A 25,507-nucleotide genomic window follows, 5' to 3' on the forward strand; every position below is an offset into this window, starting at 1 on the left:
GTCAGGGAGCGGTCAGCGGGGCGTACGCGTCGGGACGGCGGTCGCGGAAGAACTGCCAGCGGTCGCGGACCTCGCGCAGCTTGTTCAGGTCCAGGTCGCGGACGACGAGTTCGGTCTCCTTGTCGCTCGCCACCTCGCCGACGAACTGGGCCTCCGGGTCCACGAAGTACGAGGTCCCGTAGAAGTCGTTGTCGCCCAGGTCCTCGACCCCGACCCGGTTGATCGCGCCGATGAAGTACTCGTTGGCGACGGCGGCCGCCGGCTGCTCCAACTGCCAGAGATAGCGGGAGAGTCCGCGCGAGGTGGCCGACGGGTTGAAGACGATCTCGGCGCCCTCGAGGCCCAACGCCCGCCAGCCCTCCGGGAAGTGGCGGTCGTAGCAGATGTAGACGCCGATCTTCCCGACGGCGGTGTCGAAGACCGGCCAGCCGACGTTGCCGGGGCGGAAGTAGAACTTCTCCCAGAATCCCGGTACTTGGGGGATGTGGTGCTTGCGGTACTTGCCGAGGTACGAGCCGTCCGCGTCGATCACGGCCGCGGTGTTGTAGAGGACGCCCGGCTGCTCCTCCTCGTACATCGGCAGGATCAGGACCAGGCCCAGTTCCTTGGCCAGCGCCTGGAAGCGCTTGACGATCGGGCCGTCCGGGATCTGCTCGGCGTACTCGTAGAACGCCTTGTCCTGGACCTGGCAGAAGTAGGGCCCGTAGAACAGCTCCTGGAAGCACAGGACCTGAGCACCCTGCGCGGCCGCGTCGCGGGCCGCCTGCTCGTGTACCTGGATCATCGACTCCTTGTCGCCCGTCCACGCGGTCTGGAAGAGGGCGGCACGAATCACTCTGCTCATCGGGACCTCCGGTCGCTCGGTGTGCTGGGGCGGGCGTCGGAAGTGTCGTCGTCCGCCCGAAGGGCGGGCCCTGCGGCGTCCGGTGCGTGCTCTCGGCGTGCCGCGCGCAAGCCCTCGTACTGGATGTACTTGGGCTTGTGCGCGGTGCGGCGAGAGTGCGTGCCGGGCGTCGCGGGGCAGACGGCACTTCTGACGCCCGCCCCAGAAGACTAGGAAGTCCGAAAACCGGCTTTGAGTTGCAGCGTGTCACGTCTGCGGGCGTACGGCGTGCCACGGTGTCACCCTCTTGTGGGCCCATGTTTCACCGCCGTTTTCCCAGGTCGTGGCATGTTTCACCCCTGTTGCGCGTCGTGCGCGAGGAGCGCGATGTGCACCGAGGCAGCCTGCTCGAAGTCGTCGAGGTCGACACCCAGCCGCCCCTGTATCGCCTCCAGCCGGCGGTAGAGCGCGGGCCGGGAGACATGGTGCAGCTGGGCGGTGCGGGACTTGTTGCGGCCGGTGGCGAGATAGGTCCGCAGCACGGACAGCAGGTCGTCGTCGGCCGAGCACAGCAGCCCGTCCAGCTCCCGCTCCGCGAACGACTGCACATGAGGATCGTCCCGCAGCAGCCGGATCAGCCCTCGCAGATGTACGTCCTTCAGGCGTACGACGGCCGGGAGGTCGAGGGCGGCCGAGGAGTCCGCCACGGCGTCGGCCACGTGCTGCGCCTCGCGCAGTCCGGCCGGCACGTCGTCCCAGGCGATGCGCGGATCGGCAGCTGCCACGACCGTCCTGGTGGACCCCGATTCCGTACGCAGCCTGCCCGCGAAGTGCGCGGTGAGCGCCTCGGCGTCCTGGTCGCGGGCGAGGCTGAGGAGAATCGCGGTCGCCTCGTCGGCGAGCTCGGCGACGAGGCCGGACAGTCCCAACATCCTCAGTACGCGGTCGAGTTGGGCGAGGTCGCCGTCCCGTACGACCAAGGGCACGAAGGTGCGCCGGTTGACGGGCAGTCCGGCGGCACGCGCGCGGGGCAGCAGCTGCCGTGCCGGTACGACACCGCTGACCAGGTCGGTCAGCAGGCTCTGCGCCGACTGCTCCTCCCAGGTGTGCGCGGAGTTGCCGCCGAGCATGCGGTGCAGGACGAGGGCCTCGGCGGCCCGGTCGGCGAGGAGGCGTCCGGTGGCGGTGTCGCCCCGGTGGCCGCACAGCACGATCTGGCCCCAGCGCTCGCCGCGCCCGCCCAGCTCGGCGCGGATCCAGCCGTCGCCCTCGCTGCCGCCGGCCTGCCGGGAGATGCGCTCCCAGTCGCGCAGCACGTCGTCCACGGCCGGCCGCTCCCCCGCCGTGGCGAGGACCCGGTGGGCGAGGTTGGTGACGACGACCGGGCAGGCGCTGTGCTGGGCCACCTCGTCGAGGAGCCGTTGCAGCGGGGCGCCTGCCGTGATCAGCCCGGTGAGAGCGGTCCGTACGGACTCCGAGAGGCTGACGGCGGCGAACTTCCGCCGGATCAGCCGGGCCTGGACCTCTTCCGTCAACTCCGCGAAGGGAAAGGGCCGGTGGAGGACGACCATCGGCAGCCCGCACCGCTCGGCGGCCCGGCGCATGACGTCCGGCGGCGCCGGAAAGGCGCGCCCGAGGCCCAGCACCACGGCGGCGGCCTCCGCGCGGTGCAGGGACCGGATGTACTCGGCCTGCTTCTCCTCGTCGCCGGCGAGCAGCACGCCGGTGGTGAGCACCATCTCGCCGCCGCTGAGCATGACGCCCACGTCGGGCGCCTCGGCGACGTGCACCCAGCGCACCGGCCGGTCCAGCTGGGCCGCGCCGGCCACCACCTCGGGCTCCCCGGCGAGCACCCGTTCCAGGGTCAGCACCTGGCGTACCGACAGGGCGGGTTCGAGGGTCCCGAAGGTGGTGGTCATGGCGTGTTTCCCTTGCTCAATCCACTGCTACTGGAGGCTCCTCAGAGCGCGTTCGATGATCGCGGCGCCCTCCTCGGCCTCCGCGACCGTGAGGGACAGGGGCGGGGCGATGCGCAGGGCGCTGGTGTTGTGGCCGCCGCCCTTGCCGAGGAGCAGCCCGTCGGCGCGGGTCGCCTCCAGCACGGCGCTCGCCGCGTCCGGGTCGGCCTGGTCCGTGCCCGGCTTCACCAGCTCGATGCCGAGCATCAGCCCGCGCCCGCGCACCTCCCGTACGTGCGGAACCTGCGCCGCGACGGCCCGCAGCCGCTCGATGAGCAGTCCGCCGACGCGCCGGGCGTTGCCCTGCAGATCGTGTTCCAGCAGGTAGTTGAGGTTGGCGAGGCCGGCCGCCATGGTGATCTGGGTGCCGCCGAACGTCGAAATGCTGTTGGCGTCCAGGCAGTTCATGATCTCGGCGCGGGCCACGACACCGCCGATGGAGCTGCCGTTGCCGATGCCCTTGGCGAAGGTGATGATGTCCGGCGGGCCGCTTCGGCCGTGTGCCTGCCAGCCCCAGAAGTGGTCGCCGGTGCGGCCCCAGCCGGTCTGCACCTCGTCGGCGATCCAGAGGATGCCGCGCTCGGCGAGGACCTCGCGGAAGGCGGCGTAAAGGCCGTCCGGCCCGGAGGTGAAGCCGCCGACGCCCTGGATGGGCTCGGCGATCAGGGCCGCGGGCGGGCGGGTGTGGCCGAGCAGGTCCTTCAGGTCGTCGACGCAGGCCGCGATGAAGTCGTCGTCGCTCAAGGACGCGTACGGGCCGCGGGTGCGGACGCCGCCGTGGACGTACAGCGTCTGCAGCGGCGACAGGGACGTGGGCGACCAGCCGCGGTTGCCGGTGATGCCGACCGCGCTGAAGGAGCGGCCGTGGTAGCTGTTGCGCATCGCCAGGACGGTGTTGCTCTGCCGGAATGTGGTGGCGAGCAGCAGCGCGGTGTCGTTGGCCTCGGTGCCGGAGGTGGTGAAGAAGACCCGGGCGTCCGGGATGCCGCTCAACTGGGCGATGCGCTCCGCGAGTTCGACCATCGGGCGGTTGAGATACAGGGTCGAGGAGTGCAGGATCCGCCCGGCCTGCTCGCTTACCGCCTTGGTGACCTCGGGCAGCGCGTGCGCGGTCATCGTGGTCAGGATGCCGCCGAAGAAGTCCAGGTACTTGTTGCCGTCCGAGTCCCAGACGTACCGGCCCTCGCCGTGCGTGATCTCCAGCGGGTCCTCGTAGTAGAGGGCGAGCCAGTCGGGCAGCACGGACCGGTGGCGTGCGTACAGGTCGCTCACGGCTGCACCAGCCCCTCGTACGCGTCGGGACGACGGTCCCGGTAGAACGCCCACTGCTGCCGCACTTCCTCGATCACGTCGAAGTCGAGGTCCCGCACCAAGAGTTCCTCCTTGCTGTCACTGGCGACGTCACCCACGAACTGCCCGCGCGGGTCGACGAAGTAGCTCGTCCCGTAGAAGTCGTTGTCCCCGTACTCCTCCTGGCCCACGCGGTTGATCGCGGCGATGAAGTACTCGTTGGCGACGGCCGCGGCGGGCTGCTCGAGCCGCCACAGGTAGGAGGAGAGACCGCGGTGGGTGGCCGACGGGTTGTACACCAACTGGGCGCCGTTGAGGCCGAGTTGCCGCCAGCCCTCGGGGAAGTGGCGGTCGTAGCAGATGTAGACGCCCACCTTCCCGACGGCGGTGTCGAAGACCGGCCAGCCCACGTTGCCGGGTTTGAAGTAGTACTTCTCCCAGAAGCCCTTGACCTGGGGGATGTGGTGCTTGCGGTACTTGCCGAGGAAGGTGCCGTCGGCATCGATCACGGCCGCGGTGTTGTAGTAGAAGCCGGACTGCTCGACCTCGAAGACCGGCACGACGATCACCATGCCCGTTTCGCGCGCGAGCTCTTGCATACGACTCACGGTCGGTCCCTCGGGCACGGGCTCGGCCCAGCGGTAGTGCTCGGGCTCCTGGACCTGACAGAAGTACGGGGCGTTGAAGACCTCCTGGAATCCGATGACCTTCGCACCCCGGCGGGCCGCCTCGCGGGCGTGCTCCTCGTGTTTCGCCACCATGGACTCGGTGTCGCCGGTCCAGGTGGCCTGGACCAGAGCGGCGCGTACGACGTTGGCCATGAGCTGCTCCTTCGGCGGGTCGTCAGAGCCTCTACGCCCGTAGATGCAGGCCGTAGAGGGATGAACGTAAGCCTCCGGGAGAGCCTTGCCAAGACCATCGCCGTTAACCCGCGGAGTCGATCACGTTTCGCACTCCTGTGGGTGAGTGGAGTTGCTGGTGAGGGAGTGGAAGGGGTTGTGTCAGGCGGCGAAACCGGCGACCCGGAGGGCGTGCACCAGATCCCAGTGTCGCTCGTCCGAAACACCCTGCGCAGCCTCGAGCAGCAGCGGCACGAGGGCCTGCGGGTCGGGTTCGGCGCTGCGGGCCGCCTCCTCGGGCGTACGGACGCGGACGTACGCGTCGAGCAGTGCGCGCACCTCGCGGCGACGGCCCTCTTCGGCCAGCCCCAGCACGGCCCGCCCTATCTCGGTGGCCGGACGGGCGACGCCCTGCCGCAGGATCTGCTCCCCGTCCTCCCCGCGCCCGGCCGCGACCAGGGCGTCCGCCGCGGCGACGAGCTTGTCGGCGGGCAGCGAGGCGGCCTCCCACAGCAGGGTCGCCCAGTCGGCGCCCAGCCCCGCGCGCTGCAGCCCGGCGGCGAGCAGCGGGAACCGGGCGGCGGGCCAGTGGGCGGCCTCCACGAGCAGCGCGTGCGCCTCGCCCGTGCGCCCCTCGGTGCGCAGCCGCACCAGCGTCTGCACGGCCCCGGCGACCTCCCGCGGCCCTTCCGCATCCAACGGCGCGGGCTCCGGCTGCACCGGCGCCTCCACGACCTCGGCGGCCCCGGCGAACCGGGCTCCGCGCGGGTTGCGGCCGGTGGCGGCGGCCGGGGCGGGCAGCGTCGGCAGGGTGGGATCGGCGGTCGGCGGTACGACGACGGGGGCGGCCTCTTCCTCGACCATGCCGGCGAAGCGGGCACTGCCTCGGCGGCGTTTGCGCTGTTTGGGGGCCGCTTGCTTGGGGGCCTTTTGTTGGTGGGCCGCCTGATCCCGGGTGGGCGATTCGGCGGGTGCCGGTTCCGGTGCGGCCTGTTGCCGTATGTGCTGCCCAGGGCCGGACGGCTGCGGGGCCGGGTCCGGGAATTCGCCGCCGTAGGAGACGGGACGCTGCGGCGCTGCTGGATTTGCGGCTTCGAAGGAGCCGCGGTGCTGTGCTCCGCCCTGGTTCGCGGCCTCGAACGGGCCACGGTACTGCGGCGTGCCCGGAGTAGCTGCCCCGTACGGATGGTCCGACCCGGCCTGGGCCTCAGGGGCGTATGAACCGCGCTGCATACCCGCAGCGCCGTGGTCGTAAGGCCGTCCGTCGCCCGAGGACGCCTCGTCCGCCGCGAAGTCCCGGTCGATCCGGTACACGGCCCCCTCTCCCAGGTGACCCCGGCGGATCGCCGCCGCCTGGCCGCCGGCCGTGCGGTGGTCCAAGTCGGCCATGCGGGCACGGAGTTCGGCGCAGCGGGCGGTGGCCCGTTCGTGGTCGTCGCGGGCCCAGGCGAGGTCGAGGCGGATGGCGTCGGCCTCCTGCCGGGTGGTCGCGGAGGCGAGCAGACGGCCCAGTTCCGCCTGGCGTTCGGCGGCGTAGCGCTGTTCGCGGAGCATGACGTCGAGCCGGTCGCCGAGCGCGTCGCGGCCGCCCGGCCGGGCGTCGAACGCGGCCAGCGCTGCCGAGTGCAGGGCGCGGGCCCGGTCCTTCTCCTGGGCCACGGCACCGGGGCCGTACTCCGCGGCGAGATCCTGCAGCAGCGCCTCCAGCACGTCCCAGGGCGGCACTTCACGCCCCTCGAGACAGGCCCGCATACCCTCGGGATCGCGCTGCCAGAACACCGCGCACCAGCCGCCACCCGGATCCAGGCGCGTCAGCAGGCGGTCCAGGTAGTCCACGAACTCCCGCAACCTGCCCGGGAGTTGATCCACAGCCATCGCTCAACTCCCGCCAGACCGGAGCACTCCGGTCCGTAAGGCAACACCAGTCGTGTTACGGGCGCGCTACGGGGAGTTTTCGACGGGCGCGCGGACCCTTCATTACGCGATCTTGACCGATGTGCGCCGGATCCCGCCCGACGTGCGTCACACGGCCAGCAAAGCGCACCGCTCCACCAACTCGTCCATCGACAGCCCGAGCGCCCGGGCGAGCGCAGCGACGGTGAAGAAGGCCGGGGTCGGCGCCCGTCCGGTCTCGATCTTGCGAAGCGTCTCCGCGGAGATACCCGCCTGAGCCGCAACGTCCGCCATGCTCCGCCCGCCACGGGCCTCGCGGAGCAACCGCCCGAGACGCTCGCCGCGTTCGCGCTCTTCCGGGGTGAGAGGGGTGCGCACCATGCCGTCATTGTAATACCGGTATAGTAATTGGCATGGTGGAGCTGAAGACAGACACATCGATCGACGCCATGTACGCGGCGGGACAGGTGGTCGGGCGGGCCCTGACGGCCGCACGGGACGCCGCCGACGTGGGCGTTTCCCTGCTGGAGCTGGACGAGGTGGCACGCGGGGTGCTGCGGGGGGCGGGCGCGTCCTCGCCCTTCCTCGGCTACCGCCCCTCCTTCGCCCCCTTCCCTTTCCCCGCCGTCATCTGCGCCTCGGTGAACGACGCGATCGTGCACGGCATCCCGACCGCCTACCGCCTGCGCGACGGCGACCTGGTCTCCATCGACTGCGGCGCCGAACTGGCCGGCTGGGTGGGCGACTCGGCGATCAGCTTCACGGTCGGCACCCCGCGCCCGGCGGACGTACGGCTGATCGAGACGGCCGAGCGCGCCCTGGAGGCCGGCATCGCGGCGGCCGTCGTGGGCAACCGCATCGGCGACATCGCGCACGCCATCGGTTCGGTGTGCCGGTCGGCGGGCTACGGCATCCCGGACGGCTTCGGCGGACATGGCATCGGACGCCGTATGCACGAGGACCCCGGGGTGCCGAACGAGGGCCGGCCCGGCCGCGGAATGCCGCTGCGCCACGGCATGGCCCTCGCCATCGAGCCGATGGTGATCGGAAGCGGACGGGACGGCTACCACGCGGCTCCGGACGGCTGGACGCTGCGCACGAACGACGGCTCCCGCGCGGCCCACGCGGAGCACACGGTGGCGATCACGGATGCGGGGCCACGGATCCTCACCGAGCGCAATTCAAAGCATTAACACAGCTTGCTCCTGAGCCCTTCTAATCACCGCATGCAGATCGACGTCTTTTCCATGAATTCCCTGGGTCGCTGAGCAGGCTCGGGCGGGCCGCCCGTATACATGTCCGAGACGGGCGGATAAATAGCCGCCGGCAATCAGCTGTAATGAGCTGCAATCAGCGAAGGAGTTCTCATGGAAAACGTGCGCATGCGAGTACCGGTCCCCCGGCCCCCGCGGCGGCGCCCCGTACCTCCCCCGCCGCCTCCGCAGGGGCCGCGCCCGCCCCGGCCGAACGACGCCGGACGCTGATCGTGCGGCGCGGGCCGGGCGAAGGGATGCCCTTCGCCCGGACCGCGCCCGAGGCGGGAGGAAGGCGATGTTCCGGCGGCACGCGAAGATCTCACCGGCGGCTGCTTTTCGAAGACTGTGGCCGCTCACCCGGCCGGAAAGAGTTCACCTCTGGACCGCCGTATTGTGTCAGACGATTTCCGTCGGATGCGACACTGCGGCAATTCAGGTTTTCTCCTATCTCACCGACACGGTGCTCACTTCGGCGCAGCCGGAGAAATTCTGGAAACCTGCCGGATTATGGTTCGCGGTGGCTCTGCTGGGCGCGGGCGTGACGTTCGCGGCCCATCAGCTGACCAGCCGCGCCGAGGAGGGCTTCCGGCTGCGCTGCCGCGACGAGGTCTTCCAGCACGCGCAGCGGCTGCCCCCGCACTACTACGAGAACAACCCGCCGGGCGATCTGCTGGCCCGGTTCACCGGTGACATCGACGAGGCGGAGCACGTGGTCGCCTCGGGCCCGGTGCAGCTGCTCAACACCGCCGTCAGCCTGCTGTTCTTCGCGGGCGCCGCGCTGTGGCTGCGCTGGGAGCTGGCGCTGCTGACCTTCGCCGCGGCCCCGGTCCTGTGGCTGGCCACGCGCCGGCTGTCCCGCCCGATCAGGGCGCTGTCCCGTGCGGAGCGCGACCGCTACGGCGAGCTGGTCGACGCGCTCGACGAGAACCTCCTGAACATGCCGGTGGTGCAGGCCTACAACCGGCAGGACACCGAGCGCCTGCGGGTGCACCGGCGCGGCGCCGCCCGGATGCGCAGCAGCCTGGACCGCGCCCGGCTGTCCAACGCCTACCTGCCGCTCGCCAACGTCGTCGAGTCCGTGACCGTGCTGGCCGTCGTCGGGGCGGGCGCCTGGGAGATAGCCGAGGACCGGCTGACGGTCGGCGGCCTGCTGGCCTTCGCCGCCTACCTCGGCCACCTCTACCCGCAGGTGCAGTCCCTCGGCGGCCTCGCCGTGAGCATTTCCTCCGCCACCGCGGCCTGCGAACGCCTCTTCGAGGTGCTCGACACCCGCCCCGCCGTCAGCCGCAGCACGCCCCGCACCGAGGGCGGCACCGGCCCACCGCACGGCAGCGGCCCAGGCGTCGTGACCCTGGAGAACGTCGGCTTCACCTACCCCGGCGGCGACCGCCGCATCGTCAGCGGCCTCCACTTCACCGCGTACCCGGGCCAGTTGGTCCTCGTCGACGGCCCGAGCGGCGCGGGCAAGTCCACCCTGGCGAAACTGCTGCTGCGCTTCTACGACCCCACCGAGGGCCGCATCCTCCTGGACGACCGTGACATCGCCACCCTCCCCCTGCGCAAGCTCCGCGAGCTGATCACCCTGGTCCCCCAGGACCCCATGCTGCTGGACGGCACGATCCACGAGAACATCGCCTACGGCCGCCCCGGCGCGGACGAGCACAGCATCCGCCGCGCGGCCGAGCTCGCCGACGTGGACGGCTTCGCCCGCCGCATGCCCCGGGGCTACCACACCCCCGTGGGCCCCGGAGGACGGCAGCTGTCGGGCGGTCAGCGCCGCCGGGTGGCCATCGCGCGGGCGCTCGTACGGGACACCCCGGTCCTGGTCCTGGACGAGCCGACGACCGGCCTGGACGGCAACTCGGCCCGGCGGGTGATGGATCCGCTGCGCCGCCTCATCGCGTCCCGCACCACGTTCCTGATCACGCACGACCCCCAACTGGCTGCCCGGGCCGATGCCGTCCTGCCCGTGGGAGAACTGCCCGTGTTCCTGGAGGTGCCCCCCTCGGGCGGTCGTGCGAAGGTGGTGTAACCGGTCCGAAGGTGGTGTAACCGGGCCCTTGCAGGGGCACCCGCGTGGACCGGCACGTCGATCAGCGAGCGCGTCCCGTCAGGCGCGGGACGCCGGAACGGAACGAACGCTCATGACCAGCGGATTCAACGGTCCAAGCGACTTCGGATCGGATCCTTTCGGAGAATTCCTCGCCCGCTTCTTCGGTGGCCCGCGCCAGGGCCCCCGACAGATCGACATCGGGAGGCTGCTCAGTCAGCCCGCCCGGGAACTGGTCCGCGGCGCGGCCCAGTACGCCGCCGAGCACGGCAGCCGCGACCTGGACACCCAACATCTGCTGCGGGCCGCGCTGGCCACGGAGCCGACCCGCAGCCTCCTCAGCCGCGCCGGCGCGGACCCCGACTCCCTCGCCTCGGAGATCGACGAGCGCTCCGGCCCGGTGCAGCACACCCCGGACCAGGCACCGCCACCCACCTCGCTCTCCCTCACCCCGGCCGTCAAGCGCGCCCTGCTGGACGCGCACGACCTGGCGCGGGCGAGCGGCGCCGGCTACATCGGCCCCGAACACGTCCTCAGCGCCCTGGCCGCGAACCCGGACTCGGCCGCCGGCCACATCCTCAACGCGGCCCGTTTCGCGCCCTCGGCACTGCCGCCGGAGACACCCGCGGACACCACGCAGCCCCGCAGCGAACGGCCCCGCTCCACCGGCACCCCGACCCTCGACAAGTACGGCCGCGACCTCACCGACCTGGCCCGGCAGGGCCGTATCGACCCGGTGATCGGACGGGACCAGGAGATCGAGCAGACCATCGAGGTGCTCTCCCGCCGCGGCAAGAACAACCCGGTGCTGATCGGGGACGCGGGCGTCGGCAAGACCGCCGTCGTGGAGGGCCTGGCACAACGGATCGCCGACGGGGACGTGCCCGACGTACTCATCGGACGGCGGGTCGTCGCCCTCGACCTCACCGGTGTCGTCGCGGGCACCCGTTACCGGGGCGACTTCGAGGAACGCCTGAACAACATCGTCGGCGAAATCCGCTCCCACTCCGACCAGTTGATCGTCTTCATCGACGAGGTGCACACCGTCGTCGGCGCCGGTGGCGGCGGCGAGGGCGGCGGCGCGATGGACGCCGGCAACATCCTCAAGCCCGCGCTGGCCCGCGGCGAACTGCACATCGTCGGCGCGACCACCCTGGAGGAGTTCCGCCGGGTCGAGAAGGACGCGGCGCTGGCCCGCCGCTTCCAGCCGATCCTGGTGCCCGAGCCGTCCGTCGCCGACACCATCGAGATCCTGCGCGGCCTGCGCGACCGCTACGAGGCCCACCACCAGGTCCGCTACAGCGACGAGGCCCTGGTGGCCGCCGTGGAACTCTCCGACCGCTACCTCACCGACCGCCGCCTGCCCGACAAGGCCATCGACCTGATCGACCAGGCCGGCGCCCGGGTACGCCTGCGCGCCCGTACCAAGGGCACGGACGTACGGGCCCTGGAGCGCGAGATCGAGCAGCTGACCTGCGACAAGGACCAGGCGGTCGCCGACGAGAAGTACGAGACGGCGACCCAACTCCGGGACCGCATCACGGAGTTGAAGCAGCGCATCACGGACACCTCGGGCGGCGACGAGGCCGACGAGGGCCAGCTGGAGGTGACCGCCGAGGCGATCGCCGAGGTCGTGTCCCGGCAGACCGGCATCCCGGTCGCCAGCCTCACCCAGGAGGAGAAGGAGAAGCTGCTCGGCCTGGAGGAACACCTCCACCAGCGGGTCGTCGGCCAGAACGAGGCCGTCAGCGTGGTCTCCGAGGCCGTCATGCGCTCCCGCGCCGGGCTCGCCAGCCCCGACCGCCCGATCGGCAGCTTCCTCTTCCTCGGCCCGACCGGCGTCGGCAAGACCGAACTGGCCCGCGCCCTGGCCGAGTCCCTGTTCGGCAGCGAGGAACGCATGGTCCGCCTGGACATGAGCGAGTACCAGGAGCGCCACACCGTCAGCCGCCTGGTGGGCGCCCCGCCCGGCTACGTGGGCCACGAGGAGGCAGGCCAGCTCACCGAAGTCGTACGGCGCCACCCGTACTCGCTCCTCCTGCTGGACGAGGTCGAGAAGGCCCACCCGGACGTCTTCAACATCCTCCTCCAGGTGCTGGACGACGGCCGCCTGACCGACTCCCAGGGCCGCACGGTCGACTTCACCAACACGGTGATCGTCATGACCAGCAACCTGGGCTCCGAGGCGATCACCCGCCGCGGCGCCGGCATCGGCTTCGGGGCGGGCGGCGCGGAAGCCGACGAGGAGGCACGCCGCGAACAGATCCTCCGCCCCCTGCGCGAACACTTCCGCCCGGAATTCCTCAACCGCATCGACGAGATCGTCGTCTTCCGCCAGCTCACCAGCGACCAACTCCGCCAGATCACCAACCTGCTGCTGGAGAAGACCCGCCGCCTCATGCACGCACAGGGCGTCACGGTCGACTTCACCGACGCCTCGGTCGACTGGCTGGCGGAACGCGGCTTCCAGCCGGAGTACGGCGCCCGTCCTCTGCGCCGCACGATCCAGCGCGAGGTCGACAACCAGCTGTCGCGCCTGCTGCTGGACGGCACGATCGCCGAGGGCGGCACGGTGACGGTGGACGTCGAGGACGGGCGTCTCGCATTCCGTACGGAAGCTGCGACGCCCGCTCCCGAGTTGTGACGGCTACGGCGCCGGATCCACCACCTGAGCCGATCCACCACCCCGCCGCACGGTCTCAGCCGCCGCCAGCCACTTCCCACCCGGCAACCGCTGCACACCGGTCGCGGCACCGATCTCGGGGTTGAGCTTGAACGAGTGCCCGATGGCCTCCAGCTGAGCCCTCAGCCCACTGGCACTCGTGTCGTTGTACAGCGCAGGCTCCAGCTCGGTCTGCGCAGCATTCCGCTGACTGGCCCGCGGCGCGGCGATCGCATCGACAAGCGGCAGCCCACGGTCGAGGAACTCGGTCAGCACCTGCAGCACGGTCGTGATGATGGTCGCCCCACCCGGCGAACCCACCGCCACCACCGGCCGGTTGTGCTTGTCCAGGACGATCGTCGGCGAGATCGAAGACCGCGGCCGCTTGCCCGGCCCGGGCAGGTTCGGGTCGTGCACGGCCGGGTTGGCCGGCGTGAACGAGAAGTCCGTCAACTCGTTGTTGAGGATGAACCCACGCCCGGGCACGGTGATCGCACTGCCCCCGGTCTGCTCAATCGTCAGCGTGTAGGACACGACGTTCCCCCACTTGTCGGCCACCGTGAGGTGCGTCGTGTTCTCACCTTCGTACGTCGTCGGAGCCGCCGTACCACCGGTGTTGCAGGAAGCCGGGTTCCGCGGATCCCCCGGCGCCACCGGACTCGTCAGCACCGCATCGTCCTTGATCAGGCAGGCCCGCGAGTCGGCGTACTTCTGCGACAGCAGCTCCTTCGTCGGTACGTCCTCGAAGGCGGGGTCGCCGACCCAGCGCCCGCGGTCCGCGAACGCGATCCGGCTGGCCTCGATGTAGTGGTGCAGGTACTGGACCTCACTCGCCTTCGAAAGATCCGTGTGCTCAAGGATGTTGAGGGCTTCCCCGACCGTCGTGCCACCGGAGGACGAGGGCGCGATCGAGTTGACCTTCAAACCCCGGTACGACGTCTCTGTGGGGGCCTGGAGCTTGGCACGGTAGGCCGCGAGATCCTTGTCGGACAGCTTGCCCGGCCGGGCGTTCCAGCCCGAACTCGGGTCCACGGGCGGGTTGTTCACGGTGTCGACGATGTCGTCCCCGAGGTCGCCGTGGTAGATGGCCCCGACGCCCTTCTTACCCAACTCCTCGTAGGTCTGGGCCAGTTCGGGGTTCTTGAAGGTGGATCCGACCACCGGGAGCTGCCCACCCGGCAGGAACAGCTTCGCCGTGTCGGGGAAGTAGCGGAACCGGGTCTCGTTGGAGGCGGTCTGCGAGCGGAAGGTGTCATCCACCGTGAACCCGTCGCGCGCGATCCGCTCGGCCGGCTTGAGCACCGTCCCGAGTCTTCTGCTCCCCCACTTGTCGAGCGCCGTCTGCCAGGTGGCGGGCGTGCCGGGCGTCCCGACGCTCAGACCGCTGCTGACGGCGTCGGCGAAGGCGAGCGGCTTGCCGTTCTCGATGAACAGGTTGGAGTCGGCGGTCAGCGGCGCGGTCTCACGGCCGTCGATCGTGCGCACCGTACGGGACTTGGCGTCGTAGTAGACGAAGTAGCCGCCTCCGCCGATGCCGGAGGAGTAGGGCTCGGTGACGCCGAGCGCGGCGGCGGTGGCGACGGCCGCGTCGACCGCGTTGCCGCCCTTCCTCAGGACCTCGATGCCGGCCGCCGAGGCGTCCGCGTCCACGCTCGCGACCGCGCCGCCGTAGCCGACGGCGACCGGAACCTTGGCAGGGGTGCTGCTCGTTGGTGCGGCAGGTGGCGCCGCCGCCCCGACCGACACCACGGCGGCCGAGACCGCCAGGACCGACAGTTTCCGCGCGACTGGGCGACGCATCCGTACCTCCGTTGAAGGGCCGTTCGCGCAGCCTATGCCATCACCATGGCCACGTCAGGAAGGCATGACAGGCCGCGTCGAACACGGGTTTGCGTTGGCCCGCTACCATGCGCGCCCATGAATGACGACGTGCGCAACATCGTCCTGGGCGTGGTCGCGGCGGGCATCAGTGCCACGCTCGGCTGGCTGGCCCGTACCTACCTGTGGCGGCGGAAGCTCCGCCGCAAGCAGGCGTTCTTCGGGCTGCCCGACAACTCCGAGTCGCTGCTCGTCGTCAACCGCGACGCAGCCAGCGCCGACCTCGCGGTGCACCGCTACGACGTGTTCGCACTGTTGGAGCTCTCCGCGCTCATCAAGGACTGCGGCGCGAACGCCGAGGTGGTCACGCAGGACGCGGCCCGGCAGGGCTTCGGCGAGCGCACCGAGTTCTGCGTCGGCGGCCCGAGTTCGAACCGGCGCATGGCGGCCCACATGCACGCCATGCTGCCCGGGGTGCGCGTCAACACCGACCCGGAACCGGGCCCGGACCGGCTGGCGTTCCAGATCGGCAGCGAGCGCTACCGCATGGAGAAGGGCCTGTCCGAACACGTACTGCTGGCCCGGCTCACGGCCGGGCAGCCGGGCCTGAGCCGGCCCGTCTTCCTGTTCTGCGGCCAGACCGCGATCACCAACCAGGCAGCCACCCGCTACCTCGCCCGCAACCACGAAAGACTGGCCCGCAAGTACGGCAACAGCGCCTTCGTGCTCCTGCTGAAGGTGGTCAACTCACAGGCGTACGGCCCGGACGTCGCCGAGCTGGTCGCGGACGTGACACGGGCGGCGCAGACACCGCTGCCGACACCTGCGGCTCCCCGCAACTCGCACCGGGCCTCCTGAATTCATTCACACCACAACAATCGTTACTCCCACGTAACTTACCGACGGGTTACCTCCGGTAAAGGGGCGAGGTTACCGTTCGGTCACTTTGCACTGACACGAGTGAGGAGTGACCCGTGGGACATCATCGCAAGGCCCTGCGCACGACCGCCGTGGGCGCCGTCTCCGCGACACTGATCGCCGGTGGCGTCCTCGGAGTCGCCCCCGCCGCCCAGGCGGCGAGCGCCGTCCGCTTCGTCGACATCACCGGCGACGGCGGCACCGTCCTGAAGGCGAACGTCATCACGCCCGCGGGCGCCGACGGCTCGCGCCGCTACCCGCTGCTCGTGCTCCCCACGAGCTGGGGCCTGCCCCAGGTCGAGTACCTCGCACAGGCCCAGAAGCTCGCCGACTCGGGCTACGTCGTGGTCAGTTACAACGTGCGCGGCTTCTGGCAGTCCGGCGGCGAGATAGAAGTGGCGGGGCCGCCCGACATAGCCGACGCCTCCAAGGTCATCGACTGGGCGCTCGCCAACACCCCCGCGGACTCGAAGCACATCGGCATGGGCGGCGTCTCGTACGGCGCCGGCATCAGCCTGCTCGCCGCCGCGCACGACAAGCGGATCAAGGCGGTTGCGGCGCTGAGCGGCTGGGCCGACCTGATCGGCTCGATCTACTCCGGCCGCACCCAGCACGTCCAGGCGGCCGGCCTGCTGGACGGCGCGAGCCTCGTCACCGGCCGTCAGAGCCCCGAAATCCGGCAGATCTTCAACGACTTCTACGCCTCCAACCTGTCCAAGGAACAGGACATCATCAACTGGGGGAAGAAACGTTCGGCCGGGACATACGTGGACCAGCTCAACAAGAACGGCACGGCCCTCATGCTCGCCAACTCCTGGGGCGACACGATCTTCCCGGCCAACCAGTACGCGGACTTCTACGAGAAGCTGACCGGCCCGAAGAGACTGGAGTTCCGCCCCGGCGACCACGCGACCGCCGAGCTGACGGGCCTGTTCGGGCTGCCCAACGACGTCTGGACGGACACCGAGCGCTGGTTCGACCACTACCTCAAGGGCGTGGACAACGGCATCGACCGCGAGGCGCCGGTGCAGCTCAAGTCCCGCTCCACGGGCGGCTACGAGGGCTATCCGGACTGGAAGTCGGTCGCCGCGACCGAGCGGAAGATCGCCCTCGCGGGCACGACCACGATCCACACGAACGTCGACTCGGGCGCCGACGGCGGCATCGTCTTCCTCTCCAGCATCCTCGACCAGGTGGCCCAGCTGCCCCCGATGGCCTCCATCCCCCTGCTCCCCCGCCGCTGGGCCGCCGTATGGCAGTCGGAGAAGTACGCCACGGCCCAGCAGATCCGCGGTACGGCCGAGTTGCACACCACGGTCACTCCGACCAAGGAGAGCGGCACCCTCGTCGCCTACCTCTACGACGTGGGGCCGCTCGGCCTCGGCAAGCTGGTCAGCAACGCGCCGTACACCTTCCACGGGCTCACGCCCGGAAAGCCGTTCGGTCTCGACCTGGAGCTGTTCTCCACGGCCTACGACGTCCCGGCAGGGCACCGTCTTGCCCTGGTCGTCGACACGGTCGACCCGCTCTACATCGAGCACAACCCGTCCGGCGCGCAGCTGACCTTCTCCTCGCCGGCGAACGACCCGTCGTACGTGTCGATCCCGCTGCGCGAGCAGTGATCTCCGGCTGCCACCGGCCGGGTACGGCTCCGTGACTGCTGCCCCCTACGGTTCGTCAAGGACCGTGGGGGGATCCCCATCCGGCGGCGTCCGTCGGGGTCGCCGCCGATGCGGGGATGAACCGCACATCGTAGTCGAGGTCCGAGGACACGACTTCCTCCCGCTCAGTGCTTGAGGATCTTGGACAGGAAGTCCTTGGCGCGCTCGGTGCGCGGGGCGGTGAAGAACTCCTCGGGGGTGCGGTCCTCGATGATGCGGCCGTCGGACATGAAGACGACGCGGTTGGCGGCGGAGCGGGCGAAGCCCATCTCATGGGTGACGACGACCATCGTCATTCCCTCGCGGGCGAGTTGACGCATGACCTCCAGGACCTCGTTGATCATCTCCGGGTCGAGTGCGGAGGTCGGCTCGTCGAACAGGAGCGCCTTGGGCTCCATCGCCAGGGCGCGGGCGATGGCCACGCGCTGCTGCTGGCCGCCGGAGAGCTGTGCCGGGAACTTGGGCGCCTGGTCGGCGAGTCCGACGCGGTCGAGGAGGCGACGGGAGCGCCGGTCGGCGTCGTCCTTCTTGCGTCCGCGGACCTTGATCTGGCCCAGCGAGACGTTCTGCAGGACGGTCTTGTGGGCGAAGAGGTTGAACGACTGGAAGACCATGCCCACATCGGCACGGAGTCGCGCGAGGGCCTTGCCCTCCTCGGGCAGCGGCTGCCCTTCGAGCAGGATCGTGCCGGACCGGATGGTCTCCAGCCGGTTGATCGTTCTGCACAGCGTCGACTTTCCCGACCCGGACGGGCCGATGACCACGACCACCTCCCCCTTGCCGACGGTGAGATCGATGTCCTGCAGAACATGCAGCTCACCGTAGTACTTGTTGACTTCCCGCAGTTCGATCAACGGATCGACGGCCATACGCAGCCCTACCCACTCTCAGCGGTGTCGTGGTTGCCGCAAACTATCCACATAAAGGTGGAGTTAATACACGACACGCACTTTTCGGGCATTAGCCGTATTTACGTCTGCGCTTCATACCTCGGCGACCTCGGCGTACCGCTGCGAGAGCTCGGGCACGCCGCTCGCGGCCCACTCGTGGCCGGAGGTCACGACGTCGAACTCACGGCCGGAGGCGAGTCGCACGACGGGCTCGTCGTCCGGCGAGATCTCCCAGACCGCGCCCGGCACGGTGCGCACGATCACGGTGCCCAGATACAGGCCGGCGTCGTTGCCCAGCCAGGGCAGCACCTCGGCATCGTCCCGCCAGCGCGGCAGCAGCTGGTCGAGCGCCTCCAACGAGGCGGCGGAGTCGTCCAGTTGGACGCCCGCCCGGGACGCCTGAGAGCGGAGCAGTTCGCACTCGGAGAGGAGTTCGGCGAGGCCCTCCGGGTCGCGCACCGGGGGACTGTCGCGTCGCCTGCCGAGGAAAGGGATGTTCATAAGCTCAGCCTCGCATCGTCCACGGCCTGGCACCACAGGGCGCGCACGGTGCCCACGGCGCCGCCCCTGGTTGGCCTGAGTGTCACCTGTGCACCTCCTTCACCTGTGGCTACTGTCGTGACGTCAGTACCCCGGCAGTGAGGGAGTCCGGACGTGCGCCCACGGCCCTTGAGGCGAGGACTCCCGGCAGTCGCCGTCGCCATGCTCGCCCTGTGCGCCGTGACCGTGCCCGCCGGAGCCGCACAGGCGGCGCCCCCTGGCGGGCCGCTGCCGCTGGAGCGGCTCTTCGACGGCTCGGCGGTCAGCGACGACGCCCACCCGGACACGGCGGACCTCGACGGCACGGGTGCCTCACTGTCGGCGCAGGACCTGGCGGCGGCGGGCTGGACGCCCGGCCGCACGCTCACCGTCCAAGGGGCCCGGCTGACCTGGCCGAACCGGCAGCCGGGCGAGCCGGACAACGTGCGGGCCGACGGGCAGGCGGTGCGCGTGAGCGGGCGCGGCGACGCCCTCGCCTTCCTGGTCGCGGGCACGGGCGGCGGCGAGGCGAGCGGCACGGGCACGGTCTCGTACATGAACGGCGCCCGCTCCTCGTACCGGCTGACCGTCCCCGACTGGCGCACCGGGCCGCTCGCCACGAAGGCGGTCTCGCTGCCGCACGTCAACACGCGCGACGGCCAAATCTCCGAGCGGGCACGGCTGTACGTGGTGACGGTGCCGCTGCTGCCGGGGCGCCAGGTGTCTTCCGTACGGCTGCCGCGCGCGTCCGGCCTGCATGTGTTCGCGCTGGCGGTGCGGGCGTCGAACCGGGGCTGGACGGGCAGTTGGGCGGCCGCGACGGGCGGTCATCCGACCGTGGGGCCGTGGAGCGACCGGACGCTGCGGCTGGTGGTGCACACGTCGGCGGGCGGGCCGCGGGTGCGGCTGCGGTTCGACAACACCTTCGCGGCGGCGCCGGTACGGATCGCGAGCGCGACGGTGGCCGTGCAGGCGCAGGGGGCGACGCCGCGGGACGTGCCGGTCCCGCTGTCCTTCCGGGGCGCGGCGGGGGTGGAGATCCCGGCCGGGGCGCAGGCGTTCAGCGATCCGCTCGACTTCCGGGTGCCGGCGGACACCAATCTGCTGGTGAGCTTCCATCTGCCGGACACCGTCGCCGCGGCGCCCGTGCACAAGCTCGCGGTGCAGCGCTCGTACGTGAGCGGGCCGGGCGACCATGCGGCGGACGGTTCGGCGGCGTCGTACACCACGACCGTGACGAGCTGGCCGCTGCTGACCGGTGTGGACGTGGGCGGCGGGCCGGGGTCGGTGGTGCTGCTCGGGGACTCGATCACCGATGGCGACAAGTCCACGACGGACGCGAACCGGCGGTGGCCCAATGTGCTGGCCACCCGGCTGCTGCAGCAGAATGTGGTCCCGCACTATGGGGTGCTCAACCAGGGGATCTCCGGGAACCGTGTGGTCACCGACCGGTATCCAGGCGACGGGGTCTCCACCGACACCGCCGGGGTGAGCGCCCTGCACCGGCTGGACCGCGATGTCCTCGCCCAGACCGCGGCCCGTACGGCGATCGTCTTCGAGGGCGTGAACGACGTGCGGTGGCAGACCACGGCCGCGCAGGTGATCGCCGGGCCGCGGGAGATCGCGGACCGGGGCCACGCACACGGGCTGCGGATGCTGGCGGCGACGATCCTGCCGTGCGAGGGCGAGGCACTGTGCACGGCCGCCGCTGACGCCGAGCGGGTCGCGGTCAACGCCTGGATCCGGAGCAACGAGGTGTTCGACGGCGTGCTCGACTTCGACGCCGTGCTGCGCGACCCCGCCCATCCGGCGCGGATACTGCCCGCGTACGACAGCGGGGACCATCTGCATCCCGGGGACGCGGGGTTGGCCGCCCTCGCCGAGTCGGTGGACCTGACGCTCCTGCAGGGACCGGGCGCCGGCCCGGACGGGAGCTACACCTCCAGGTCGACGACCACCGGCGCGTGGTCCGACGCGCCCTTGCCCTTGCGCTCCTCGCGGTCCACGTAGGCGTCGGAGACGGCCTTGGCGAACGGCTCGTTGCCGTACACCAGGTCGATGCGCATGCCGCGGTTCTTGGGGAAGCAGAGCTGGCGGTAGTCCCAGTAGGTGAAGGGGTGGTCGTACTTCAGGGGGCGCGGGACCACGTCCGAGAGGCCGGCCTCGCGCAGGGAGGCCAGGGCGGCGCGCTCGGCCGGGGTGACGTGGGTGAGGCCCTCGAAGGCGGCCACGTCGTAGACGTCGTCGTCCGTCGGCGCCACGTTGTAGTCGCCGAGGACCGCGAAGGGGCGGCTGCCGGCCGCGTCACCGGCGACGGCCGCCTTCAGGGCCTCGAACCACTGGAGCTTGTAGGCGTAGTGGGGGTGGTCCACCTCACGGCCGTTCGGCACGTACACCGACCAGACGCGGACCGGGCCGCAGGTCGCCGAGATGGCGCGGGGCTCCGGGGCGCCGTCGTACCCCGGGTCGCCGGGCAGGCCCTTGACGACGTCCTTGAGGCCTACGCGGGAGAGCACCGCCACGCCGTTCCACCGGCCGGTCGCGTTCACCGCCGACTCGTAGCCCAGGTCGCGCAGTTGGTCGAACGGGAACTGCTCCTCGGCCAGCTTGGCCTCCTGGAGGCAGAGCACGTCGGTGCCGCTGCTCTCCAGCCAGGCCAGAAGCCTCGGCAGGCGGGCGGTGATCGAGTTCACGTTCCAGGTCGCAATGCGCATGCCTCACAACCTACCGGGCGGGTCTGACAACGCCGCCGCCCCGCCCGCCGTCCATGGCGCGGGGCTCAGACCTCCGCCGACTCGCCCGGGGTCAGGCGCAGGTGGTCGGAGCCGCCGAGTGCGCCGATCTGGCGGTCGTAGATCGGGCGGGCGAGGTCGGTGAGCAGGGCGTCGTGGATGTCGTACGCACGCTGGGGTTTGACCTCCCGGACGTACTCGATGACCTCGGAGATCTTGTTCCAGGGGGCCATGACCGGGAGCATCAGCGTCTCGACCGGGTGGTCGGGGACGGTGAGGGCGTCGCCGGGGTGGAAGACCTTGCCGCCGTCGATCAGGTAGCCGACGTTGGTGATGCGCGGGATGTCCGGGTGGATCACCGCGTGCAGTTCACCGTGGACCTGGACGTCGAAGCCGGCGGCGGTGAAGGTGTCGCCGTGGCCGACGGTGTGCACGCGGCCCGGGAAGGCGGCCGCGATCTGTTCGGCCACGGAGGCGAGGGTCCAGATCTCGGCGGCCGGATTGGCCTCCATGGCGGCACGCAGCCGGCCCTCGTCGAAGTGGTCGGGGTGCTCGTGCGTGACGAGGATCGCGTCCGCGCCGACGGCGGCGTCCTGCTCGCTGAATCCGCCGGGATCGAGGACGAGCGTCCGCCCGTCCTTTTCGAGACGTACGCACGCGTGCGACTTCTTCGTGAGCTTCATGGCTCCCATCCTGCCCCGTCCGTGGCCGGTACGGGCGGCTGAGCCTGGTGCTCTCACTGCCCCGCTGACGATCACTCCGTAGGAGTCGTCTCCTCCTTTATGACCTGCTGCGCCACCTTGAACGCGCTGTTCGCCGCCGGTACGCCGCAGTAGACCGCCGCCTGCAGCAGCACTTCCTTGATCTCGCTCGGCGTGAGGCCGTTGCGCAGCGCGGCGCGGGTGTGGAAGGCGAGCTCGTCCAGGTGGCCGCCCGCGACCAGGGCGGTGAGGGTGACGCAGCTGCGTGAGCGGCGGTCCAGGCCGGGCCGGTCCCAGATCTCTCCCCAGGCGTACCGGGTGATGAACTCCTGGAAGTCCCCGGAGAACTCGTCGGCCTGCGCCAGCGCCCGGTCGACGTGGGCGTCACCGAGCACCTCGCGGCGGATCTTGATGCCGGCGTCGTAGGGGTCGGGCCGCCCGTTCGCCGGCGGAGGCACCACGACGGCCGGGGCGATCTCGGCAATCGGGGCCGACTGCGGCGGCTGCAGGGGCGGCGCGGCCAGGGCCGGCTTGACCGGGGCCGCCGGGATGGCGATCTGGCCGGTGGACGACTCGACGTAGCCGGGCTGCCAGGCGGTGGAGAAGTGCCGTACCAGAAGGTCGGTGACGGCGGCGGGCTGCTCGACCGGCACCAGGTGCGAGGCGCCGGGGACGACGGCGAGACGCGCGTCGGGGATGCCGGCGACCAGGGTGCGGGCCGCGGCGGGGCCGGTGACCTTGTCCTCCGAGCCGACGAGGACGAGGGTCGGTACACCGACGCTGCCCAGCTCGGACCGTACGTCGAAGGCGGCCAGCGCCTCGCAGGAGGCGATGTAGCAGCCGGGGTCGGTCGTGCGCACCATCTGCACGGCCCACTCGGTGATCGCGGGCTGCGCGGCGGCGAACCCGCCGGTGAACCAGCGGTCGGGGGATGTGCGGGCGATGGGGTCGAGCCCGTTCGTGCGCACTATCACGCCACGCTGCCGGAACTCGTCGGCGGTGCCGAACCGGGGCGAGGCGGCGATCACCGCGAGCGAGGCGAGCCGCTCCGGGTGGCGCAGGGCCAGCTCCAGACCGATCGCACCGCCGAGCGCACAGCCCGCATAGCCGAAGCGATGCACGCCCAGCGAGTCGAGCGCGGCCAGCAGCCGGGAGCTGAGCTCGGCGACGGAGCCCGCCGGGTACGCGGGCGCGCCGCCGTGCCCCGGCAGGTCGAAGCGGAAGACACGCCACTGCTTCGCAAGCTCCGGCACCTGGCGGTCCCACATGTGCCAGGTCGTGCCGAGCGAGGGACCGAGGATGAGGACCGGGGCGTCTTCCGGGCCGTCGAAGCGGTACTGGAGGGCAGGGGTCTTCGTCTCACTCACCGCTCCACGCTAACCGCCTTTTCTCGCCGTCCGTGCGCTGGGCCCCCAGTCCCCACACGTGACTCCTGCGGATCACCGGTGAACCCTCACACCGCCTTCACCGGATGGCGGACCACGGCGTCGAAGAGGTAGCCCTGGGTGTTGAGGACGGTGGTGTCGGGCTGGGTGCGGCCGGTCGTGTCGGTGGCGCGGGCGAGGAGCGTGTACGCCCCCGGGGCCGACGCCCGCCAGTCGACGGACCACCGGACCCATCCGTTCCGCTGCGGGGCGTCGTGCAGACGCGCGCGGCGCCAGCTCGTGCCGCCGTCGGTGCTGACGTCGACGCGGGCGATCCCGCCGTGGCCGGACCAGGAGCGGCCGGTGAGCCGATGCCGTGCGTTCGCGTCGAGGTTCGCGTCCCAGGCCAGCTCCCAGGCGCTCTTGATCGTCTGCCGGGCCAGTGGCGCGCTGCCGCCCGCCGGATAGGCGTCCCCGAACAGCCGGTAGAAGTCGGTGTTCCAGGGCGAGTAGAGCGGTTGCGCGGACACCTCGATTTCGCCGACCCACTTGATCGAGGAGATCCCGATCCAGGACGGCACGAGGACCCGTACGGGATGACCGTGGTCGTACGGCAGCGGCTCGCCGTTCATCTCGTACGCCAGCAGTACGTCGTCGAGGGCCTTGGAGACGGGAAGGGGGCGGCGGACCCGGCCGAGATCGGTGCCGTCGGCGGTCACGTAGTCGGGGTCGAGTCCGCGGGGCATGACGTCGACGGCGTGCCGCCCGAGCCCCGCATGCCGGAGGACATCGGCGAGCCGCACACCCCGCCACCTGGCGGTACCGATCGCACCGAGCGTCCAGGCCGTGCCGGTGACGGTCTGCCCCTGCTGGCCGGTGAAGAAGCTGCGCCCGTTGCCCGCGCACTCCACGAATGCGGTACGGGTGACGGCGGGCAGCTCCTTCAGGTCGTCGAGGGTGAACTCGACGGTTCGGTCGTGGGTGAGACCGTCACCGTGGACGGTGAGGGTCCAGCCGGCGGCGTCCAGAACGGGAGTGGAGGTGTGGTTCCGGACGAAGAAGTGGTCGACCGGGGTGTGGTAACCGGTGCCGGCGAGAGAGGCGAACTTGGTCTCGGCGTTGGTCCCGCGGACAGTGAACCAGTCGTCGGGCAACGGTTTGACGATGCCGGGCGAAGTGGCGGCCGCGGCCGGGGTGTTGAGGCCGAGGGGGACGGCTGCGGCGGATCCGGCTCCGGCTGCGGCGAGGAGCCGGAGCATGTCCCGCCGGGAGACACCGTCGGCACGGGCTTCGCCGGAGAGCCATTGGCGGAGTCTGCGGCGGTCGTAGGTGGATTCGGGAGACTTGGGGGTGCGCATGGGTCTGCCTTTCCGTACGAAGAGGTGGGCGAGGCCTTGCGGGATGCGAAGAACGCGGAGGCGCGGGCGCGCGGGGAACATGGCGAACGCTGAAGTGGTCGTTCTGGAACGGCTGTTATGCGGCAGGAATCACGCGAAGGATCAACAACAGCGACACGACGCGAGCACGCGGAACCGCGAAGCGGCGGGGCGGCGTCGGCTGAGGATCATGGGCGCCATCGTACGAGGGTGTGGTGGGCGGGGGTGGCGAAACGGCGGAGTCGGGGCGGGGGCGGGAGCGGGAGGGCGGCGCAGTTGGAATGGGAACGTGCGCGGTCGGAGCGAGACGGGACGGCAGCTCCGGTTGGACCGGGAACGTGCGCGGGACGGGACGGCGGAGTCGACGTGGCAAGGGGGGCGGCGGAGTCGGGGCGGGGCGGGGTTGTCTCGGGCCACGGACCCTTCGGCATACGAGCCAGCTCAGTAGGGCGGTCCCGTCGGGGCGGGGTCGGGTGGCGCGGGGCGTCAACGGTCTTTGGAGCTCAGGGAGAGTTGGGCGTGTTCGGCGCGTGACCGTGCTCACCGGGGCCGTGTCAGGCGGCGCGAAGCGCCAGCGGTCCTGGACTCGGCGGCCGTACGGCGTACCCAGTCTCGTGAGCTCACCCATCCGGTCCAGATCGAGCGGTGCCAAGCATCAACGATCCAGGGCTCAGCGGCCGTTCAGACCAGTCGGCGCGCCCACCGGGATGAGGTCGGGGATTGAAGGCACCAACGGCCCGGGATCAGAGGTCGTTCG

Annotated in this window: 19 protein-coding genes; 6 read left to right on the forward strand and 13 right to left on the reverse strand. The window is 70.9% G+C overall.

The genetic code is table 11. The features are described from left to right. Position 1 precedes the first annotated feature (1 nt). The 6 genes from ABZ880_RS19040 to ABZ880_RS19065 form a co-directional block, all read right to left on the reverse strand. Positions 2–844, reverse strand: coding sequence for a nitrilase-related carbon-nitrogen hydrolase (locus ABZ880_RS19040; RefSeq protein ID WP_361263867.1), 843 nt, complete (start codon positions 842–844; stop codon positions 2–4). Positions 845–1,176: 332 nt separating this feature from the next. Continuing rightward, positions 1,177–2,742: a PucR family transcriptional regulator gene (locus tag ABZ880_RS19045; RefSeq protein ID WP_361263870.1), complete on the reverse strand. Its 1,566-nt coding sequence runs from the start codon at positions 2,740–2,742 to the stop codon at positions 1,177–1,179. A gap of 27 nt (positions 2,743–2,769) precedes the next feature. Beyond that, a complete protein-coding gene (locus tag ABZ880_RS19050; RefSeq protein ID WP_361263873.1) occupies positions 2,770–4,053 on the reverse strand; it encodes an aspartate aminotransferase family protein in 1,284 nt (427 codons plus the stop codon). Then, positions 4,050–4,892, reverse strand: a complete 843-nt coding sequence (locus ABZ880_RS19055; protein WP_361263876.1) for a nitrilase-related carbon-nitrogen hydrolase — start codon at positions 4,890–4,892, stop codon at positions 4,050–4,052. Before ABZ880_RS19055 ends, ABZ880_RS19050 begins: the two co-directional genes overlap by 4 nt. Positions 4,893–5,072: 180 nt before the next feature. After that, the gene (locus ABZ880_RS19060; RefSeq protein WP_361263877.1) at positions 5,073–6,785 is read right to left on the reverse strand and encodes a hypothetical protein; all 1,713 of its coding nucleotides are present in this window, start codon (positions 6,783–6,785) and stop codon (positions 5,073–5,075) included. Between the two features lie 147 nt (positions 6,786–6,932). Continuing rightward, a complete protein-coding gene (locus ABZ880_RS19065; RefSeq protein ID WP_361263880.1) occupies positions 6,933–7,184 on the reverse strand; it encodes a helix-turn-helix transcriptional regulator in 252 nt (83 codons plus the stop codon). A gap of 32 nt (positions 7,185–7,216) precedes the next feature. Here ABZ880_RS19065 and map point away from each other — a divergent pair, with 32 nt between their 5' ends. The 3 genes from map to ABZ880_RS19080 all read left to right on the forward strand — a co-directional run bounded on the left by map (position 7,217) and on the right by ABZ880_RS19080 (position 12,753). Next, positions 7,217–7,996, forward strand: coding sequence for a type I methionyl aminopeptidase (gene map, locus ABZ880_RS19070; RefSeq protein WP_361263883.1), 780 nt, complete (start codon positions 7,217–7,219; stop codon positions 7,994–7,996). Between the two features lie 358 nt (positions 7,997–8,354). Continuing rightward, a complete protein-coding gene (locus ABZ880_RS19075; RefSeq protein WP_361263886.1) occupies positions 8,355–10,091 on the forward strand; it encodes an ABC transporter ATP-binding protein in 1,737 nt (578 codons plus the stop codon). Positions 10,092–10,203: 112 nt separating this feature from the next. Further along, the gene (locus ABZ880_RS19080) at positions 10,204–12,753 is read left to right on the forward strand and encodes an ATP-dependent Clp protease ATP-binding subunit (RefSeq protein WP_361263888.1); all 2,550 of its coding nucleotides are present in this window, start codon (positions 10,204–10,206) and stop codon (positions 12,751–12,753) included. 3 nt (positions 12,754–12,756) lie between these two features. Here ABZ880_RS19080 and ggt read toward each other — a convergent pair whose 3' ends face one another. Further along, positions 12,757–14,571: a gamma-glutamyltransferase gene (ggt, locus tag ABZ880_RS19085; protein ID WP_361263891.1), complete on the reverse strand. Its 1,815-nt coding sequence runs from the start codon at positions 14,569–14,571 to the stop codon at positions 12,757–12,759. A 117-nt stretch (positions 14,572–14,688) separates the two neighbouring features. Between ggt and ABZ880_RS19090 the strand changes: the two genes are divergently transcribed. Beyond that, the gene (locus ABZ880_RS19090) at positions 14,689–15,447 is read left to right on the forward strand and encodes a hypothetical protein (RefSeq protein WP_361263894.1); all 759 of its coding nucleotides are present in this window, start codon (positions 14,689–14,691) and stop codon (positions 15,445–15,447) included. Positions 15,448–15,563: 116 nt separating this feature from the next. Further along, entirely contained in the window at positions 15,564–17,129 is a 1,566-nt protein-coding gene (locus ABZ880_RS19095) for a CocE/NonD family hydrolase (RefSeq protein ID WP_361263897.1), read from the forward strand. A 164-nt stretch (positions 17,130–17,293) separates the two neighbouring features. Here ABZ880_RS19095 and ABZ880_RS19100 read toward each other — a convergent pair whose 3' ends face one another. Together ABZ880_RS19100 and ABZ880_RS19105 are read right to left on the reverse strand one after the other, a co-directional pair. Beyond that, positions 17,294–18,037 carry an amino acid ABC transporter ATP-binding protein gene (locus ABZ880_RS19100; protein ID WP_361263900.1) on the reverse strand — a complete coding sequence of 248 codons (744 nt, stop codon included), beginning with the start codon at positions 18,035–18,037 and terminating at the stop codon, positions 17,294–17,296. Between the two features lie 114 nt (positions 18,038–18,151). After that, positions 18,152–18,559, reverse strand: a complete 408-nt coding sequence (locus ABZ880_RS19105) for a DUF6278 family protein (RefSeq protein ID WP_361263903.1) — start codon at positions 18,557–18,559, stop codon at positions 18,152–18,154. 201 nt (positions 18,560–18,760) lie between these two features. Between ABZ880_RS19105 and ABZ880_RS19110 the strand changes: the two genes are divergently transcribed. Next, positions 18,761–20,587: an SGNH/GDSL hydrolase family protein gene (locus ABZ880_RS19110; RefSeq protein ID WP_361264283.1), complete on the forward strand. Its 1,827-nt coding sequence runs from the start codon at positions 18,761–18,763 to the stop codon at positions 20,585–20,587. On the opposite strand, the gene ABZ880_RS19115 is transcribed toward ABZ880_RS19110, so the two are convergent. The 4 genes from ABZ880_RS19115 to ABZ880_RS19130 all read right to left on the reverse strand — a co-directional run bounded on the left by ABZ880_RS19115 (position 20,512) and on the right by ABZ880_RS19130 (position 24,732). After that, positions 20,512–21,291, reverse strand: a complete 780-nt coding sequence (locus ABZ880_RS19115) for an exodeoxyribonuclease III (protein ID WP_361263906.1) — start codon at positions 21,289–21,291, stop codon at positions 20,512–20,514. The two genes, ABZ880_RS19110 and ABZ880_RS19115, sit on opposite strands and share 76 nt — an antisense overlap. 65 nt (positions 21,292–21,356) lie before the next feature. Then, the gene (locus ABZ880_RS19120; RefSeq protein ID WP_361263909.1) at positions 21,357–21,992 is read right to left on the reverse strand and encodes an MBL fold metallo-hydrolase; all 636 of its coding nucleotides are present in this window, start codon (positions 21,990–21,992) and stop codon (positions 21,357–21,359) included. 71 nt (positions 21,993–22,063) lie between these two features. Continuing rightward, a complete protein-coding gene (gene pcaC, locus ABZ880_RS19125) occupies positions 22,064–23,377 on the reverse strand; it encodes a 4-carboxymuconolactone decarboxylase (RefSeq protein WP_361263912.1) in 1,314 nt (437 codons plus the stop codon). 86 nt (positions 23,378–23,463) lie between these two features. Further along, a complete protein-coding gene (locus tag ABZ880_RS19130; RefSeq protein ID WP_361263914.1) occupies positions 23,464–24,732 on the reverse strand; it encodes a sulfite oxidase in 1,269 nt (422 codons plus the stop codon). Between the last annotated feature and the right edge of the window lie 775 nt (positions 24,733–25,507).

This window comes from Streptomyces sp. NPDC047043, from assembly GCF_040644055.1.
Lineage (GTDB): Bacteria > Actinomycetota > Actinomycetes > Streptomycetales > Streptomycetaceae > Streptomyces.

Coding starts and splice junctions, on each gene's coding strand:
- ggt (WP_361263891.1), bottom strand. CDS start 14,571: ATGCGTCGCCCAGTCGCGCGGAAACTGTCGGTCCTGGCGGTCTCGGCC.
- ABZ880_RS19075 (WP_361263886.1), top strand. CDS start 8,355: ATGTTCCGGCGGCACGCGAAGATCTCACCGGCGGCTGCTTTTCGAAGA.
- ABZ880_RS19065 (WP_361263880.1), bottom strand. CDS start 7,184: ATGGTGCGCACCCCTCTCACCCCGGAAGAGCGCGAACGCGGCGAGCGT.
- map (WP_361263883.1), top strand. CDS start 7,217: ATGGTGGAGCTGAAGACAGACACATCGATCGACGCCATGTACGCGGCG.
- ABZ880_RS19060 (WP_361263877.1), bottom strand. CDS start 6,785: ATGGCTGTGGATCAACTCCCGGGCAGGTTGCGGGAGTTCGTGGACTAC.
- ABZ880_RS19110 (WP_361264283.1), top strand. CDS start 18,761: ATGCTCGCCCTGTGCGCCGTGACCGTGCCCGCCGGAGCCGCACAGGCG.
- ABZ880_RS19080 (WP_361263888.1), top strand. CDS start 10,204: ATGACCAGCGGATTCAACGGTCCAAGCGACTTCGGATCGGATCCTTTC.
- ABZ880_RS19090 (WP_361263894.1), top strand. CDS start 14,689: ATGAATGACGACGTGCGCAACATCGTCCTGGGCGTGGTCGCGGCGGGC.
- ABZ880_RS19045 (WP_361263870.1), bottom strand. CDS start 2,742: ATGACCACCACCTTCGGGACCCTCGAACCCGCCCTGTCGGTACGCCAG.
- ABZ880_RS19040 (WP_361263867.1), bottom strand. CDS start 844: ATGAGCAGAGTGATTCGTGCCGCCCTCTTCCAGACCGCGTGGACGGGC.
- ABZ880_RS19130 (WP_361263914.1), bottom strand. CDS start 24,732: ATGCGCACCCCCAAGTCTCCCGAATCCACCTACGACCGCCGCAGACTC.
- ABZ880_RS19105 (WP_361263903.1), bottom strand. CDS start 18,559: ATGAACATCCCTTTCCTCGGCAGGCGACGCGACAGTCCCCCGGTGCGC.
- ABZ880_RS19100 (WP_361263900.1), bottom strand. CDS start 18,037: ATGGCCGTCGATCCGTTGATCGAACTGCGGGAAGTCAACAAGTACTAC.
- ABZ880_RS19120 (WP_361263909.1), bottom strand. CDS start 21,992: ATGAAGCTCACGAAGAAGTCGCACGCGTGCGTACGTCTCGAAAAGGAC.
- ABZ880_RS19115 (WP_361263906.1), bottom strand. CDS start 21,291: ATGCGCATTGCGACCTGGAACGTGAACTCGATCACCGCCCGCCTGCCG.
- ABZ880_RS19055 (WP_361263876.1), bottom strand. CDS start 4,892: ATGGCCAACGTCGTACGCGCCGCTCTGGTCCAGGCCACCTGGACCGGC.